Origin of the sequence: Geminocystis sp. CENA526 (genome assembly GCF_050753365.1) — a bacterium.
Lineage (GTDB): Bacteria > Cyanobacteriota > Cyanobacteriia > Cyanobacteriales > Cyanobacteriaceae > Geminocystis.
In genome coordinates this window covers 20,273-35,250 of record NZ_JBLZFY010000039.1, presented here as the reverse complement: position 1 = coordinate 35,250, position 14,978 = coordinate 20,273, and the positions used below count along the sequence as shown (strand labels likewise).

General features: G+C 34.3%; 17 protein-coding genes. 10 read left to right on the top strand and 7 right to left on the bottom strand.

The features are described 5' to 3' along the window. Positions 1-225: 225 nt before the first annotated feature. Positions 226-1,311 carry a metallophosphoesterase family protein gene (locus ACN4EE_RS12095; protein ID WP_431706702.1) on the bottom strand — a complete coding sequence of 362 codons (1,086 nt, stop codon included), beginning with the start codon at positions 1,309-1,311 and terminating at the stop codon, positions 226-228. A 141-nt stretch (positions 1,312-1,452) separates the two neighbouring features. Here ACN4EE_RS12095 and ACN4EE_RS12090 point away from each other — a divergent pair, with 141 nt between their 5' ends. The 3 genes from ACN4EE_RS12090 to ACN4EE_RS12080 all read left to right on the top strand — a co-directional run bounded on the left by ACN4EE_RS12090 (position 1,453) and on the right by ACN4EE_RS12080 (position 3,614). Beyond that, on the top strand, positions 1,453-2,553 hold the full coding sequence (locus ACN4EE_RS12090) for a glycerol dehydrogenase (protein WP_431706701.1): 1,101 nt from the start codon (positions 1,453-1,455) through the stop codon (positions 2,551-2,553). Positions 2,554-2,620: 67 nt separating this feature from the next. Continuing rightward, positions 2,621-3,271, top strand: coding sequence for a tRNA (guanosine(46)-N7)-methyltransferase TrmB (trmB, locus tag ACN4EE_RS12085; RefSeq protein WP_431706700.1), 651 nt, complete (start codon positions 2,621-2,623; stop codon positions 3,269-3,271). Between the two features lie 139 nt (positions 3,272-3,410). Further along, a complete protein-coding gene (locus tag ACN4EE_RS12080) occupies positions 3,411-3,614 on the top strand; it encodes a hypothetical protein (RefSeq protein WP_431706699.1) in 204 nt (67 codons plus the stop codon). Between the two features lie 10 nt (positions 3,615-3,624). On the opposite strand, the gene ACN4EE_RS12075 is transcribed toward ACN4EE_RS12080, so the two are convergent. Both ACN4EE_RS12075 and ACN4EE_RS12070 read right to left on the bottom strand, forming a co-directional pair. Further along, positions 3,625-4,860 carry an NAD(P)/FAD-dependent oxidoreductase gene (locus ACN4EE_RS12075; protein WP_431706698.1) on the bottom strand — a complete coding sequence of 412 codons (1,236 nt, stop codon included), beginning with the start codon at positions 4,858-4,860 and terminating at the stop codon, positions 3,625-3,627. Between the two features lie 338 nt (positions 4,861-5,198). Beyond that, positions 5,199-5,795, bottom strand: coding sequence for a hypothetical protein (locus ACN4EE_RS12070; protein WP_431706697.1), 597 nt, complete (start codon positions 5,793-5,795; stop codon positions 5,199-5,201). A gap of 176 nt (positions 5,796-5,971) precedes the next feature. Between ACN4EE_RS12070 and ACN4EE_RS12065 the strand changes: the two genes are divergently transcribed. From ACN4EE_RS12065 to ACN4EE_RS12035, 7 genes are all read left to right on the top strand, one after another. Continuing rightward, positions 5,972-6,547, top strand: coding sequence for a glyoxalase-like domain protein (locus ACN4EE_RS12065; RefSeq protein WP_431706696.1), 576 nt, complete (start codon positions 5,972-5,974; stop codon positions 6,545-6,547). Between the two features lie 99 nt (positions 6,548-6,646). After that, complete coding sequence (locus ACN4EE_RS12060) at positions 6,647-7,024, top strand: cupin domain-containing protein (protein WP_431706695.1); 378 nt, start codon at positions 6,647-6,649, stop codon at positions 7,022-7,024. Between the two features lie 153 nt (positions 7,025-7,177). Further along, positions 7,178-8,434: a lipid-A-disaccharide synthase-related protein gene (locus ACN4EE_RS12055; protein ID WP_431706694.1), complete on the top strand. Its 1,257-nt coding sequence runs from the start codon at positions 7,178-7,180 to the stop codon at positions 8,432-8,434. Between the two features lie 17 nt (positions 8,435-8,451). Then, complete coding sequence (locus ACN4EE_RS12050) at positions 8,452-9,279, top strand: pentapeptide repeat-containing protein (protein ID WP_431706693.1); 828 nt, start codon at positions 8,452-8,454, stop codon at positions 9,277-9,279. A gap of 272 nt (positions 9,280-9,551) precedes the next feature. Next, on the top strand, positions 9,552-10,109 hold the full coding sequence (locus tag ACN4EE_RS12045; protein WP_431706692.1) for a hypothetical protein: 558 nt from the start codon (positions 9,552-9,554) through the stop codon (positions 10,107-10,109). 41 nt (positions 10,110-10,150) lie between these two features. Next, entirely contained in the window at positions 10,151-10,462 is a 312-nt protein-coding gene (locus tag ACN4EE_RS12040) for a hypothetical protein (protein ID WP_431706691.1), read from the top strand. A gap of 66 nt (positions 10,463-10,528) precedes the next feature. Continuing rightward, entirely contained in the window at positions 10,529-11,611 is a 1,083-nt protein-coding gene (locus ACN4EE_RS12035) for an AI-2E family transporter (RefSeq protein ID WP_431706690.1), read from the top strand. Between the two features lie 25 nt (positions 11,612-11,636). Here the strand turns inward: ACN4EE_RS12035 and ACN4EE_RS12030 are convergent, their stop codons facing one another. The 4 genes from ACN4EE_RS12030 to ACN4EE_RS12015 form a co-directional block, all read right to left on the bottom strand. Next, positions 11,637-12,461, bottom strand: coding sequence for a hypothetical protein (locus ACN4EE_RS12030; RefSeq protein WP_431706689.1), 825 nt, complete (start codon positions 12,459-12,461; stop codon positions 11,637-11,639). Positions 12,462-12,657: 196 nt separating this feature from the next. Further along, on the bottom strand, positions 12,658-13,593 hold the full coding sequence (locus tag ACN4EE_RS12025) for a methyltransferase domain-containing protein (protein WP_431706688.1): 936 nt from the start codon (positions 13,591-13,593) through the stop codon (positions 12,658-12,660). A gap of 96 nt (positions 13,594-13,689) precedes the next feature. After that, positions 13,690-14,052, bottom strand: coding sequence for an NAD(P)H-quinone oxidoreductase subunit M (gene ndhM / locus ACN4EE_RS12020; RefSeq protein ID WP_431706687.1), 363 nt, complete (start codon positions 14,050-14,052; stop codon positions 13,690-13,692). A 172-nt stretch (positions 14,053-14,224) separates the two neighbouring features. After that, complete coding sequence (locus tag ACN4EE_RS12015; protein ID WP_431706686.1) at positions 14,225-14,929, bottom strand: hypothetical protein; 705 nt, start codon at positions 14,927-14,929, stop codon at positions 14,225-14,227. Positions 14,930-14,978: the final 49 nt, after the last annotated feature.

The following is a 14,978-nucleotide window of genomic DNA, read 5'->3' as shown; positions in this document are numbered from 1 at the left end:
AAAAAAAAATTAAGACTTAGGAATGAGGATTTAATAAAATATAAAAGTTTATTTTAAGAGATTGCTTCAGGTTGCTTCGTTGCCTCGCAACGCTACGCGCCTCACCGCAATGACAATCCAACTTAACTAAATTATTTAATTTCCATTCCTTAGATGTAAACTAGCTTACTCAGGTACATCAAAAAAATGAGTAAAACAATATCGAAAAAATCCTTTAAACGAGTTCTAATGGTGGATTATGATGGAGTGTTGATTATCAATAGCTTGGGGTTTTCCTTCCCTATCAATAGCACCAAATAGCTTAAAATATTGATTCACATGGGGTGGTAATTCAGGAAAGTCGAAAGTCTTATCTCCGTGCGCTATATCTGCCCATAAATTTTTTAATTGGGGTGCGTATGTTTGCGCTTCTGGGAAGGGTAAATTAAGAGGAGGAGAGGTTAACATTTTTATCATAAAGGGAAACGATCGATCGGCTGTCCACTGTTTAGAAAAATCTGCTAAATTTTCTACCTCTGGTAGTTGGTTGATATGATGGGATTCGATCGAAAGTTGATTATCCTTCAATTCTAAGATACGGTAAGGATGAGGATAGGTAATTAATGAACCAGTAGTAATTTCATAAATGCCCTTATAGGTAGAAATATCTTGAATGTGTAGATGTCCAGTAAAAATGAATTTTACTTGATATTTGTCCAAAATTTCCAAAAGTCGAGAAGCATTATCCAACATATACCGACACCCCAACACATGATTAGATTGATCAGGTAAATGCTCAATCACGTTATGATGAATCATCACAAAAACTAGCTTATCCCTAAGCCGACTCAAGGTATCTTCTAACCAAATAAATTGACTTTCCGTCAGACAACCTAACTGTTTTCCTTCCTCGTCAAAATGATTCGAGTTTAACGCCACTAACTGCAATCCCTCCGCTAAGGCACAAGTATAGTCGAAACTCTCAGGATTTTCATAACCAAATTGTTGATAATAATAAGGGAAATCTTGAAAGGCGATCGAACTTTTGTTACCCTTTAAACTAGGCACATCGTGATTACCCGGAATCACATAAACAGGATAAGATAAAGTCTCTAATTTTGTCTTTAACCATTGATGATTAACTATTTCACCATCTTGAGTTAAATCCCCCGGTAATAACAAAAAATCAAGATTAAGGGTGTTTAAATGTTGTAAAACTACTTCTAAGGCTGGTATGCTGAATTGAGTTAAGTGAAAACGGTTAGCATTATTGTCGATGGTTTCAGGTAAAGCTATATGTAAATCACTGGCGATGGCAAAACGTACATTCATCTTTCCTTAATGATCACTCCTTGATGTCAAGGAATATCTTAACATAGTCTAACGGAAACGAATTTTGACAAAAATTAATATCTGCTGATTTTTGATGATGCTAACATTATTAGTATAATCTTGAAGACGAATGGAGACGTTATGTTTAAAAAAGCTCTATTTCCGGGGAAATATATTCAAGGTGTCGGTGCAATTCAGGAATTACCCTCTCTAATTCAGCTATTTGGTAAACAAGGATTAATCCTTGCATCCCCCATTACCTACGAGAAAATTCTTCCTAATTCTGGCATCGATTTTCAGAAACACTCTTTGCTACTCGAAAAATTTAGGGGAGAATGTTGTGAAGAAGAATTATCCCGATTGGCAATGATTATCGCAGACAAAAAAGTCGATGTTATTGTCGGTATGGGAGGAGGAAAAACCATTGACACCGCTAAAATTATAGCCGATCGATCGCATATTCCTGTACTAATTGTACCCACGATCGCCTCTACCGATGCCCCTTGTAGTGGTTGTGCGGTGTTATATTCACAGGAAGGTATTTTTGAGTCGGTTTATTATCAAAAGTCAAATCCCGCAGTGGTTTTAGTCGATACAGAAATTATTGCCCACGCACCTGTACGTTTTTTAGTCGCAGGAATGGGAGATGCCTTAGCAACTTGGTTTGAAGCCAAATCCTGTAATGTCACCCAATCTGAAAACGCCTGTGGAGGACTTAGTACCCTAACAGGACTTAATCTTGCTAAATTATGTTATGATACCTTAATGGAATATGGTTTAAACGCCAAGATTGAAGCTGAAAGACATATTATTACCTCCGCCTTAGAGCATATTATCGAGGCAAATATCCTCCTAAGTGGCATCGGCTTTGAAAGCGGTGGTTTAGCAACCGCACACTCTATTCATAACGGATTAACGGCTTTACCCGAAACCCACAATTTCTATCATGGAGAAAAAGTAGCCTTTGGGGTGTTAGCAGGACTTCAACTTACTGATGCTTCCCCCGAAGAATCTAATACGGTATTTTCTTTCTGTGAAAAAGTTGGTTTACCCACCACTCTAGCCGATATTGGACTCAAAAATGTCACCCATGCTCAACTGATGCTTGTGGCAGAAAAAGCCTGTATTCAGGGAGAGGGAATTCATCACGAAGCTGGTGAAATAACCCCAAATAAAGTTCTTGAAGCCATTTTAGCGGCAGATGCTCTAGGAGAATACCGAAAAACAGCAAATAAACATTAGAGTTGTTGCAAAACTAAAATTACAATGGATTTTGATTAGAAAATAACTAAATTATCGGAGGAATAAATTGGGTAGAGTAAGAGTGCGTCAACACGTCAATCCATTAAGTAACAGGTATCAACAATCAATCTTTATCCCAGATTGGAGTCAAGTATATTCTAATCTATCTTTACCCTTTCATCTCGATTTAGGATGTGCAAGGGGGCGTTTTTTATTACAAATGGCACAACAAAATCCCCATAGAAATTATTTAGGGGTAGAAATTCGGGAGGCTTTAGTCACGGAAGCCAACCAGATAAAAGACGAATATAATTTGACAAACCTTTACTATGTTTTTGGTAATATCAATCATTCTTTAACAAATTTATTAGCTTCTTTACCGTCTAATAGTTTAGAATTAGTTACCATACAATTTCCTGATCCTTGGTTTAAGAAAAAGCATCAAAAAAGGAGAGTTGTGCAACCTGAAATAGTGGAAATTTTAGCCCAATTTTTAGCTCCAAAAGGACAAATATTTTTACAATCAGACATCAAAGAAGTAGCCCAAGAAATGCTCGATCGATTCCTCGAAAATCCTCATTTTTCTCCCTTAAAACCAGAAATTTGGCTGGAAGAAAACCCTTTAGAAGTGATGACAGAAAGGGAAATCGCTACGATCAACAAAGGAGAACCGATTTACCGCACAATTTTAAAAGTTACTGATAAAGATAGCAATTAATATTAATAAAAAAGTAAATAAAATTAATAATTTTAATAAATAATTCATCTCATTTAACGGGGATTAACAATACTATTTTTATTAATAAAAATTATCAAAGTTATGGTAATAGTTAGCTAAAATAAAAACTCTTAGAATCTTGACTGAGTATTCGATCGAACTTTCCCTTTATTATATAACTCGATCGAAACCCCCTTGTCATTGCGAGGCACGAAGCAATCCCCAAAACCTCGATCGCACTAACTTTAAAGAAATTACCATATCTTGTTCAAGTTATCAACGCCCGATAAAGGAAATAATTAACGGTAAAAGGGGTTTTTTCCCATTACCGCTTTATGTTTAACCAAATTCAATTAACTATTATTTTTTGGTAATAAAAATCTCCAACTATCAGGCTCAAATGGTTTACCTTTTAACATTCTATTCCAATAGAGCCAAGGTAAAACATATTTTTTCACAAACCACATACTTCCTCTTTCTTGAGTTGGGTCCAAAGGAAAACTAGGTAACGGTTGTTTGTTATAATCAAATTCTGCCATGATGGTTTTTCCATAACCTGTAATCAGAGGGCAACAAGCGTAACCGTTATATTTGTCTTGGGGTGTCTTTTTATTCATCAAGGCTAAAAGATTGGCTACCACTACGGGCGCTTCTTTGCGGATGGCGGCGGCGGTTTTTGAGGTGGGTAAACTGGAAGAATCCCCTAAACCAAAAACGTTACTATATTTTTTGTGCTGACAAGTATATTGATCTACATCCACCCAACCTTGTTCGTTAGCGATCGAACTTTGTTTGATAAAATCGTAGGTAGTCATAGGGGGTGAAACGTGCAACATATCATATTTAATGGTGACAGTATTACCATCTCCCGTAGCAAATACGGCTTCTTTGCTATCCCCTTTGATTTCGATGAGGTTGTGATTATATTTAACATCGATGTTTTTTCGATCGACAATTTTCTCTAGGGGGGTACAATAGGCAGGTACACCGAACATTTTACCCGTAGCGTTACCATAGATAATCTTAGTTTTTTCCCTTACCCCTTGACGAGTGAAGGCTTCTTCCGCTAAATACATAATCTTTTGAGGCGCCCCTGGGCATTTTATCGCCCCAGCAGGAAAGGTAAATAAAGCATTGCCACCCTTAAAATCTTGGATGACTTCCCATGTATAAGGGGCAGTTTCTTTTGTATAATTGGTTGTTACACCATCTTTGCCTAAATACTCTTTTAAGCCTTTGATTTTATCCCAATCGATGGTAATGCCGGGGCAAACTACCAAATACTCATAATTATAGGTTGTACCAGTTTTAGTCGTTACTTGGTTGTTATCCGCATCGATTTTTTCGGCATAATCCTTAATCCATGTAACCCCACGAGGAATCAAATTTTGTTGATGCTTAACGGTATCTTCTAATAAATATTCACCTCCCCCTACCAAAGTCCAAGCAGGTTGATAATAATGGTTTTCTGAAGGCTCAATAATCGCCATTTTTAGGTTAGAATTTTTTGCTTTGAGTTGAGAAGCTACAGTGATTCCTGCGGCACCTCCTCCAATAATTAATACTTGAAAGGATAGATTACTCGTCATATTTCGATCGCAATTTAACTTAACACTTTTTAATAATTATAGTTAGTTTAAGATGTTTATTCTTTTTTAGAGAGATTTTGTTAATATTTCTTTATATAGCAATTCTATCTGATTTGTAAGAATTTTATCCCCCCAACCCCCCTTAAACAAAGGGAGAATTATCGAAAATTTATAAGCTATAACCAATCTAAGTTTACTGATAAAGAGAGCTAAAAGGCAATTATGGAAAAGCCAAGAGTTAATATCAGTCAATAGTTATCAGTATTTTTAACTATTAGCAAAAAATGTAAGTTAAATATGTCTTAGCTTCAGAAATAATTAATTCAAAATCCCTTATTTTATAGATAAATACTGACAATATCAATGGGCAAAAAGTTAAGTAATCGAGAATGAGCTTGGGTATAATAGGCTTTAATTTCAGGTAGGGTAATAGTTTGTTTTTGTTGTAAATACTGTAAAATCTTTTCTTCTTCCCAATTAAATTTATCCTTAGTGACTAAGATTAATCTTTCAAGATTAGATAATTTATCCAGATTTTTTTGCAGATAGTATTTTAAGGGTAAAAATCTGATTTCTTGCTCATAATTAACTTTATTTGTCGAGGTAACAATCACTTTTTCATCGGTTAAAAACTCATTAATATATTCGGTGATAATTTTTGAGAATAGACTATCTTTTTCAATATTATAGCTAGAGATTCGATCGAAGAGAAAAAACCATAAACTCTCAAAATAAGGTAAAGAAATTTTAATATTATGAACATTTTGAGCTATTTTTTGAGGATAGTCAGCATAGCGAAAAAATAACATCATTAAATATCGAGCTTGATGAGGATATTCTTGCCATAATGCCCATAATTTAAGATCATCAATATCTTGTAATGGTTTAATTAATTCGTGGTTTAATTCAGGAAAAACATCACTATCAGGAGTCATAATTAGGAATTAGGAATTAGGGTGTCAATTTTTTATTCTTCATTCTTCATTCTTCATTCTTCATTCTTCATTCTTCATTCATTATCTTGTCATTGCGAGGCACGAAGCAATCTCTTGCGTAAAACTCGATCGATCTTTCATAATAGACAAAATTAGGTTAATATTTTAAACGAAAGATGATTATAGATGGCAGTGTGACTATGGTTAATATTTATTTTGGCTTGTTTTTCCCAGAGTTAACCGATAGTTTGTTTTCGACTCAGGGCATCATGGTAATGTTATTAATCGCCTATGGTGGTGCGATGTGGATGTTTTTAACCAGTGCGCCGAAGGTTTATACTGTCATGGTATCTGATGTCAATATTGCCCGACAATTTTACGAGGAATTACTAGATTTGCCCGTTGCTGATATTCCCCTTCATTATTACTATAACTATGAGCAAAGTTTAGGAGCTAGTACTTTTGATCCTATTTATATGGGTTCGACTCTTAATGATACCATGCCGAAACCTAGCGATGGATTATGGTATCAGTTGAAAAAAAATACCCAATTACATATTATTGGCGGTGCGAGTTTCGGATACAAGGATTGTCAACGTCATGTTTGTTTCGATCGAGAGTGCCTAGACGCACTATTATTAAGGGTACAATCCCGCCGTTTAAGATACAAAATTCGTCAGGAAAAACCCCTCAATTTTTTAGTTAAAGACTACGATAACCGTGTGTTTGAAATGGCAGAAGTGAATAATTAGGTTTACCGAATCTTTTTTATCATTTATATTGTCATTGCGAGGTAACGAAGCAATCTCTTATGTTGAATCCAATAATCAATAAATTTTTTCACGACGACAATGAAAACAACATCTACCTACTGGAATCCCCTCGCTGATTATAATATAGCGATGTGGCAAGAAATTGAAGGTTCAGAAGGTAATTTACATCAATTAACCTTAGCCGAGGATAAAACTACGGGTGACTATACTAGATTAACTCGCTTTGCAGATGGTTATGATACCAGTAAATTTGGAGCAAAAAGCCATGATTATCCCGAAGAAATTTTGATTATTTCTGGCAGATTATATGATGCCGCTTTTGATATATGGTTAGAACAAGGTTACTATGCTAGTCGTCCACCTCAAGAAATTCATGGTCCTTTTAAAGCTGATGGTGAAGTTATTGTACTCGAAATATCCTATCCTAGTCAATCAATTATACTTAACGAGCAATAATTTGACTTTAGTTGAGGGAAGGCAAAAGATAATAGTAAATTGTCACAACAAAGATGATAATTCGATCGAGTTTTTGCTAAAATTTCGGAGAATCCTACTTTTTTTATTCAAAAATACGATCACATAGTGATTGTCTATACAACACAAACTTTTATGAGTAACCTAGTAAAATTGTTAGTAATAAGTAATGGACATGGTGAAGATATTATTGCCCTAAAAGTTATTAACAAAATTAGAGAAATTAATCCTCATATTTCGATCGAATCCTTACCCTTAGTCGGTGAAGGTTTTGCTTATGGAAAAGAAAATATATCCTTGATTGCCCCTGTGAAAAAAATGCCTTCCGGGGGTTTTATTTATATGGATAATAAGCAATTATGGCAAGATGTAAATAATGGTTTAATCGGCTTAACTTTCACTCAATTTAAAGCAGTTAAATCATGGGCAAAACAAGGATATTATATATTAGCAATAGGGGATATTTTACCTCTTTTATTTGCTTGGTTAAGTGGTGCAAATTATGGTTTTATTGGGACTGCTAAATCAGAGTATTATTTACGAGACGAAGATGGTTTTTTGCCAAATATTTCTCAACTCGATCGAACTTTTGGCTCAATCTATTATCCTTGGGAAAAATGGTTGATGAAAAATCAACGCTGTTTTGGTGTTTTCCCTAGAGACTCACTTACGGCAACCTCCCTGCAAAAAGATGGTATCTGTGCCTACGATTTCGGTAATCCCATGATGGATGATTTAACAATCTCCCCTTCTATAGATATAGATAATGATGATTCTCTTAAAATTTTACTCCTCCCTGGCTCAAGATTTCCTGAATGTATAGATAATTGGCTATTGATCCTTAGTGCTATTGATGGTATTATTGATAACGAATCTAGGGATTTAATTTTTGTTAGTGCCATCGCACCCTCTTTAAAGCTCAGTGATTTTACTGATGTCATACAACAAAGAGGATGGCAAAAAAACACAATAAATAAAATAAATTCAGTAAATATACTGATTAACGATCGACATGGAATAGTATTTACTAAAAGAAAGGCAAAATTAATTTTAAGTCAAAACGCTTACGCCCAATGTTTGAACTATTGCGATTTATCTATAGCTATGGCTGGTACAGCAACGGAACAATTTGTAGGATTAGGGAAACCTGTTATTGCCTTTCCGGGTAGTGGAGCGCAGTATAATCGCAAATTTGCCGAAAATCAACTCCGTTTGTTAGGTATTTCTCTACAATTAGTTAACCATCCCCAAGAAGTAGCCGAAAAATTGCAACAGTTATTGTCTCAACCTGATTTATGGCAATCTATAGCCATTAATGGTAAAAAAAGATTAGGAGATAGCGGTGCATCCGAAAGAATAGCTAATTTTATTATCGACAAAATCAACCACTAAATGCACAATAATCAATTATGGACGTTCAAGAATTAATCGAAAGATACCATCGAGGAGAAACCAATTTTCAGAAAGTTGATCTTCATGGACAAATACTAGGTAATCTTAATTTAAGTCGAATCAATCTCAAAGAAGCGGATTTGAGTGATGTTAATTTAGTTGGTTGTGTTTTACCTCAAGTTAATCTGAAGGAAGCCAATCTCACTAATGCTATTATTCAAGGGGATTTAACGGAAAGTAATCTCATTCAAGCCAATTTAACGGGTGTTACTTTAACAGACTCAGATTTAACAGATAGTAGTTTACGCAATGCCATTCTGACACAGGCTAATTTGAGCAATACTATCTTAACTTGTAGCCTTTTACATGATAGTAATTTAAAAAAAGCTAATCTGAGTCATGCCAAAATGGTAAATTGTCTTTTGAGTCGTGCTAATTTAACCGATGCGAATTTACAAGGTGCTAATTTGCAGGGTGCGAATTTAACGAATGCGATTCTGATGAATGCCAATCTTGAGGGGGCAAATTTATCTTTAACTCAGATGAATGGGGTTAACGGTGTCGGTATTAAAGCACCCCACGCCAATTTTAGTCATGCTAATCTAAGTGGTGGTAATTTTGCCAATGGTAATTTTGACACTGCTAATTTTTATGATAGTCTCATGATTTGGAGTAGTCTGAAAATGACTAATTTTTCCCACGCTAATTTATCGGGTGCTAAACTTTCATGGTCTAATTTTACTCGATCGAACTTAACGAAAGCTAATTTACTTAATGCTAATATTACCCAAGTTAATTTTGATCTTGCCATTTTAGAAGATGTGATATTACCCGTCAATAATTAGGGTTTATTGAAAAAGTCTTTTTATGAAGAGAAGTAATAGGTAATAATTTTGAAGTTATTACACCATTGTGTAATATTTGTATTTTGTGTTTTTGTGCTTAGTTTTTGACCAAAATGCACACTTTTTTATTAATTTAACGATGCTCTAAGCCTTGATTTTTATAGCCTTCCCATTTATTGAGCAACTCTTAATTAAGATTTTACAACCCATAGTAGAGGGCTTGTTATATAATCTTTGGTAAAACTAGATTGTCTTATTTGTTGTATAAAAAAGTGAAAAAACGTCATTTGATTAATTTATTTCTCTCTGGGTTAATTACTACTCAGATTGTCACTGTTTCTGATATGGTTAATGCTTCTGTTGTCCATATTACGGAAGGAAAAGAAGTGTTAATGGCACAAAATACTAATGTATTAACTCAAGAACAAATGGCTGAAATCTTGAGTTCGATCGAACAAGCGGAAAAAGGAGAAGATTTAGCCACCCTCGCCTCTTTTTTAAGCCCTTATATTCTTTCTACCATTACGATCGAATCTGGAAATACCACTGTAATTACTTCCTTAAAAGGAAGAAAAGAACATGAGTTTTATCTTACGGAAAGTTTTAAAAGAGTTAAAGAAAGAGAGTATATCAACTCCTATGCCAGTACCAAAATAACAGAAGATGGTCAAATGGCTTCGGTGACAAGAATTAGAGCCACAAATTTAACCACAGAAGAAGGGGAAAAATATCTTTCTGTTAGTACCGATAAAATTCATTTTGCGTTAATTGATAACCAACCTAAAATCATTAATATAGAATCTAAAGGTTGGCTCGAACAACAACTTTAGTGTTACACCTATTTTTTTTGTAATAAATATCATCAAAATCTATGAAATTAAAATTTTTAACTATCGGTTCGATCTTAACTGCTATACTAACAACCATGACAACCTCCGTTAAACCAGCTCAAGCGAGTTTTGGTGATTTCATGTTAGGAGTCGGTACAGCAGCAGGTGTCGGCGCAATTATTCGAGGAAATCAAAGGGCAACACAGGAAAGATATGGACCTGCTACCCCAGAACAAGAGTACTTTCGGGGACGGCAAGACGGTTTTAATGGTTTAAGATACGATAATCCCCGTAATTCCGTTGATTATTCCAGAGGTTTTAACGAGGGTTTAAGAGCAAGACAAGGAAGATAACTAATGAGTAATTAGGAATTAGGAATTAGGAATTAGAAATTATTTATTGTTAATTATTGTTCCATAATGTTAGAAAAATTGGGGGAAATTCCTCGCTGGTTACGTCTTTGTTTTGTTTTTCCTTTATTTTGTTTAAATGGGTTTTTATTAACTCTTTTAATCGATTATTTTCAACCTCTTATTAGCTTCTTAATAATCGCTAGTATTCTCGCTTTTTTACTAGAATTATTAATCGAATTATTAGTCCAAAAAGGTATTAAAAGACCGTTTGCCATCGTCATTGTTTTATTATCAGCTTTATTTGTTTTAATTACCATCACTTTTATTTTAGTTCCCATTCTTAGTCAACAATTAGAAGAACTTTTAATTAGTGCCCCGAAATGGATTGATCAAGCAAATAAATACTTATTATCGGAAATAACTATATTCGATAAATTATCCATTAATATAGACTCGATCATCCAACAAATAACCAACAAAATTTCCAGTATTATTAAAACTGTTGGCGGACAAACTGTTAGTATTTTATTCACCACTATTAATAGTGTTTTAAATGTTTTATTGATTCTGATTTTAACAGTCTTTTTATTAGTGGGAGGAGAACAATTTTGGTTAGGAATTTTTAGTTGGTTTCCTGAACCTTGGCACGAAAAAATCCCTAATTATTTAAGTCAAACTTTTAAAGATTATTTTTTCAGTCGTTTAATTTTAGTGGGGGTTGCCAGTATTGTTAGGGGGGTTATATTTGTGCTGTTAGGTGTACCCTATGCCATTTTATTTGCTTTTGGCATTGGTATCGCTAGTTTAGTACCCCTATTGGGAGGAGTTGTCACCCTTTTAGGTACTTTCTTATTAATTTTTAAAAGCGGTCAATTAGCCCTATTATTCTTCATTACTGCTACTCTTATTGATCAAATAACTGATAATGTTGTAGCCCCTCGTGTTATGGGAGAATTAATTGGTTTAAATCCCGTTTGGTTAATTATTTCCCTTGTAATAGGGGCAAAAATTGGTGGTTTATTAGGCATATTTTTAGCTGTACCTTTAGCTAGTGTCATCAAAAAAATTGTTGATGATTTTCGATCGAACCCTGAGTCAATTAATATAACCGAAATTGAGGCGGAAGAATTAGTAATTGAAACTGAATAATTAATATTTATTCGTTGTCTTTTATTTACCAAAAACGCCCTTGATTTCGATTATTAATCACATTTCCTGTATTATTATTATTAAAAGTAGTGTCAGGACGGAAACTAGATGCTAAAGTAAGGTCTAAATCTCGTCTAGGATCGATCGAAATTAACTCTTGGCTTCGATCGCCACCGAATACCAACCCACCTATAGCACCAATACCAGCACCTCCTAAAACTTCTAAAGGAGTAATGCGTCTATCTCCTGTTACCCCTGAAATGATAGTAGCAGCCCCTGCCCCTGCTAAAGCACCTTGCCAGATAGCATCGGTATTTTTACCCGCAGAAACAGTTTCAGTTGTTGTTATCACTCTGGAAGAAGCATTGATAGGGTATTGATTGCCATTATCAAGGATAAGAGTATTCGCCACAAATCTTGAACCATTACTATCAGGACGAAATTCCCCCAAAATTCTACTGCCCGAAGGAATGATAATTTGATTGTTATTATTTCTGACATTTGTTGTAACTGTCAACACCAAAGCCATAGTTTCTTCTCTGGTGAGTAAAATTTTATTCGCTTCAGTATAGGTTGCAGGAATAGTTGCACCGATATTTAAACCCATTAATTGCCCTTGATTTTGAGTCGGAAAATTGTTATTAGTAGAATTAGGTGTCAAAGGACGATAAGGACCATTATTTTGTTTTGTATGGTTATTTAAAGGTAGTGCCATTTTACTAGAATTATGACGAAATTCTTGAATAGGTTTAGCACTAACCGCAAAGGGAATTAAACTAATGGTACTGGTGGTTAAAGCTAAAGTTAAACCTAATAATTTATGATAATTTTTAACAGTTAAGGATTTCATAATAATTGTTATTTTAATTCTTTGTTATTGATAGTCTTTTTGACGATCGATTTAATTATTTGTTCCTTAAGATTTTTTAGAACAAAATTACTATTTTCCCTCAGTTCGATATAAACCTAAAAAGAAGATATGGTAAGTATTTTCAGTTTTTAACTAGATGAAGCCTACACTATACCGCTAGGTTAATGTTGGTAGTTCACTTCTTAACTGCTTTAAACATACCAAATCGACAAAGCCCAGTACCAAACGCCAAGCGCATTAACAAGATAGTGGGAATTTCTCGTACAGATTTGATGAAACCAGATACCCCAAATTTAATCAATCCAGCAGGTTTAGCTATGCCTTGCCAAATGGAATCTAACCACGAAGGAAGGGTTTGTACTGTCCAATCATCGGTAATTACTTCCCCTTGGGTTAATCCCGTTGCTACTAAAAGTTCCGCAAAGCCTTCTATACTGGAAAAAGCAGGATGTGACCATTGGTCTAATAATTGTTTCATCACGGGTTTTTCCCACCAATTTAAGGGGATGGTTCGATCGTCCCTTTGATTCCAGTCAGCTACAACTAAAATACCATTAGGCTTAAGCACTCGCATTAATTCCCGTGCAAATAAGGCTTTATCTTCCATGTGAGGACCAGCTTCCACAGTCCATACTACATCAAAGCTATTATCAGGAAATGATAAAGATAGGGCATTATCCACTTGAAACTTTGCATTAACGTCAGGGGAGGTTAATTCTTGCGCCCTTTTTACCTGTTGAGGGCTGATTGTAATACCCGTTACAGAAAAACCGTAATCCTTTGCTAAAATGCGACTACTGCCACCGATACCACAACCAACATCTAAAACCGTTGTATTCGATGGTAATTTATCTAAGCCTCCCCATTTCACCATTTCATGGACAAAATCCGCTTTAGCTTGTAAAAAATCTTTTCTGCGAGGAGGTAAGCCATAATGTCCTAAGTGAATATGTTCACCCCAATAAAACTCTAGGATACCGTCTTGAGTCCATTCGTCATAGGAATTGGCGACAGAATCCGTAGTTTGATAACGGCGTGGAGTTAATAAATAGATGATAATTCCTGTTACTATTAGCAAAAAAAAACCCTCTAGGGGTAATAAAATATTCATTTTTGTATATATTCAATAAGGTTTATCGAGAAATGGCTAAAGCCATCACTACAAACTGATATTTTGGTTTGGTTTGTAGTCAGGGTTTTAACCCTATTAACTTAATTGATATTTTCCTTCGGATTCTGGCGCGTCAACCCTAGGTAAACCCATACTATAGTTAAGTACTCTAGCGTTAAGGTTATAACTAATTTCCCCTTTATTTAAGAGATTTCTAATTAAATGTTCTAAATCTGAACCGATACGGCGTAGGTTATAATCGGTTAAGTCTTCTCCGCTATAACTCTCTACTAAGTCATCAAATTTACGATACACTTTTTGCAGTGCTACTTCATCCCAATTAAACTCGTTATCGGGGTCAACGTCAAGGGTTAACACTTGATTGGAGGGAATTAACTCATTTTGCTTGATTTCGGCGGTGTAAATTCTAATATGACGAGTAGTGCATTTGATAAACATAGTTCGATCGAGATAATAATTAATGTGCTGATGATATTGTTTGCTATTTTACCTCAGATTTTGCTTAAAATTGACTTATGATAAGATTTGATTCAAACTAAGTTTAAGATTGCTTCAGATTGCTTCGTTACCTCGCAATGACAGAAATATAACTCAACATATATATCCTTCCTCAAGACAAAAAAGTTTCGTTAATAATTTGATTAAAAACTTTAATATTATTTTGATAATTAGAGACGATCGAAATTAAATAAGTGATTCGATCGAGATTGCGTTTTTGTGGTAAATTATAAGTAAAAATCCCCCGAAATAGTAAACCATACTTTCTTATATTATTATTACGAGCTTGGACATCATTGATATGAAGAATTAAATTACTTTTAGGGAAATTATAACCAAAAGTTACTTGACATTTTTTCGGTTTTTGTCCTTGAATACTCCAGTTATTAGGATTATTAAGGAGAATTTCGTTAATAAATTTTGAGCCATTTTCCTTACCATTTGGTAAAGAAATAAAACGTTTTAAGCTAATTTGTGTTCTAATAAAGTTGTAGTTAATATATTTGCGTAAAAATAGTTTAATTATCTCTGGAAAAACTTTGATACTTTGATTAATTTTTGAGAAAAAAGAAATCTTACCTACCTCAATATTGATAGTGATTCCTGAGTCAAAAATTAGTTGTAATAAATTATTTTTTTTCAAGATAGGTTTAACTAATTGCCAATGAGAAGGAATTATTTTTTTATCCCTAAATTGCTCTATATTAAACTGTAAAGGATGTATCTGAGGACAATATAACGTTACCATGATGTCTTGATAATCGGCAATCTTCAGAGGTTTTTGAGGTTCAAAATTTTTCGGTAAGGGTATTTTCATCTTTCGTTAAGTATTGTAAAGTTAAGATAGCATTTATTTAATTGTAGGA

What these genes read in the sequence shown, in the direction of transcription:
- ACN4EE_RS12095 (WP_431706702.1), bottom strand. Translation starts at nt 1,311, where the DNA reads ATGAATGTACGTTTTGCCATCGCCAGTGATTTACATATAGCTTTACCT.
- ACN4EE_RS12090 (WP_431706701.1), top strand. Translation starts at nt 1,453, where the DNA reads ATGTTTAAAAAAGCTCTATTTCCGGGGAAATATATTCAAGGTGTCGGT.
- ACN4EE_RS12075 (WP_431706698.1), bottom strand. Translation starts at nt 4,860, where the DNA reads ATGACGAGTAATCTATCCTTTCAAGTATTAATTATTGGAGGAGGTGCC.
- ACN4EE_RS12070 (WP_431706697.1), bottom strand. Translation starts at nt 5,795, where the DNA reads ATGACTCCTGATAGTGATGTTTTTCCTGAATTAAACCACGAATTAATT.
- ACN4EE_RS12065 (WP_431706696.1), top strand. Translation starts at nt 5,972, where the DNA reads ATGATTATAGATGGCAGTGTGACTATGGTTAATATTTATTTTGGCTTG.
- ACN4EE_RS12060 (WP_431706695.1), top strand. Translation starts at nt 6,647, where the DNA reads ATGAAAACAACATCTACCTACTGGAATCCCCTCGCTGATTATAATATA.
- ACN4EE_RS12055 (WP_431706694.1), top strand. Translation starts at nt 7,178, where the DNA reads ATGAGTAACCTAGTAAAATTGTTAGTAATAAGTAATGGACATGGTGAA.
- ACN4EE_RS12050 (WP_431706693.1), top strand. Translation starts at nt 8,452, where the DNA reads ATGGACGTTCAAGAATTAATCGAAAGATACCATCGAGGAGAAACCAAT.
- ACN4EE_RS12040 (WP_431706691.1), top strand. Translation starts at nt 10,151, where the DNA reads ATGAAATTAAAATTTTTAACTATCGGTTCGATCTTAACTGCTATACTA.
- ACN4EE_RS12035 (WP_431706690.1), top strand. Translation starts at nt 10,529, where the DNA reads ATGTTAGAAAAATTGGGGGAAATTCCTCGCTGGTTACGTCTTTGTTTT.
- ACN4EE_RS12030 (WP_431706689.1), bottom strand. Translation starts at nt 12,461, where the DNA reads ATGAAATCCTTAACTGTTAAAAATTATCATAAATTATTAGGTTTAACT.
- ACN4EE_RS12025 (WP_431706688.1), bottom strand. Translation starts at nt 13,593, where the DNA reads ATGAATATTTTATTACCCCTAGAGGGTTTTTTTTTGCTAATAGTAACA.
- ndhM (WP_431706687.1), bottom strand. Translation starts at nt 14,052, where the DNA reads ATGTTTATCAAATGCACTACTCGTCATATTAGAATTTACACCGCCGAA.
- ACN4EE_RS12015 (WP_431706686.1), bottom strand. Translation starts at nt 14,929, where the DNA reads ATGAAAATACCCTTACCGAAAAATTTTGAACCTCAAAAACCTCTGAAG.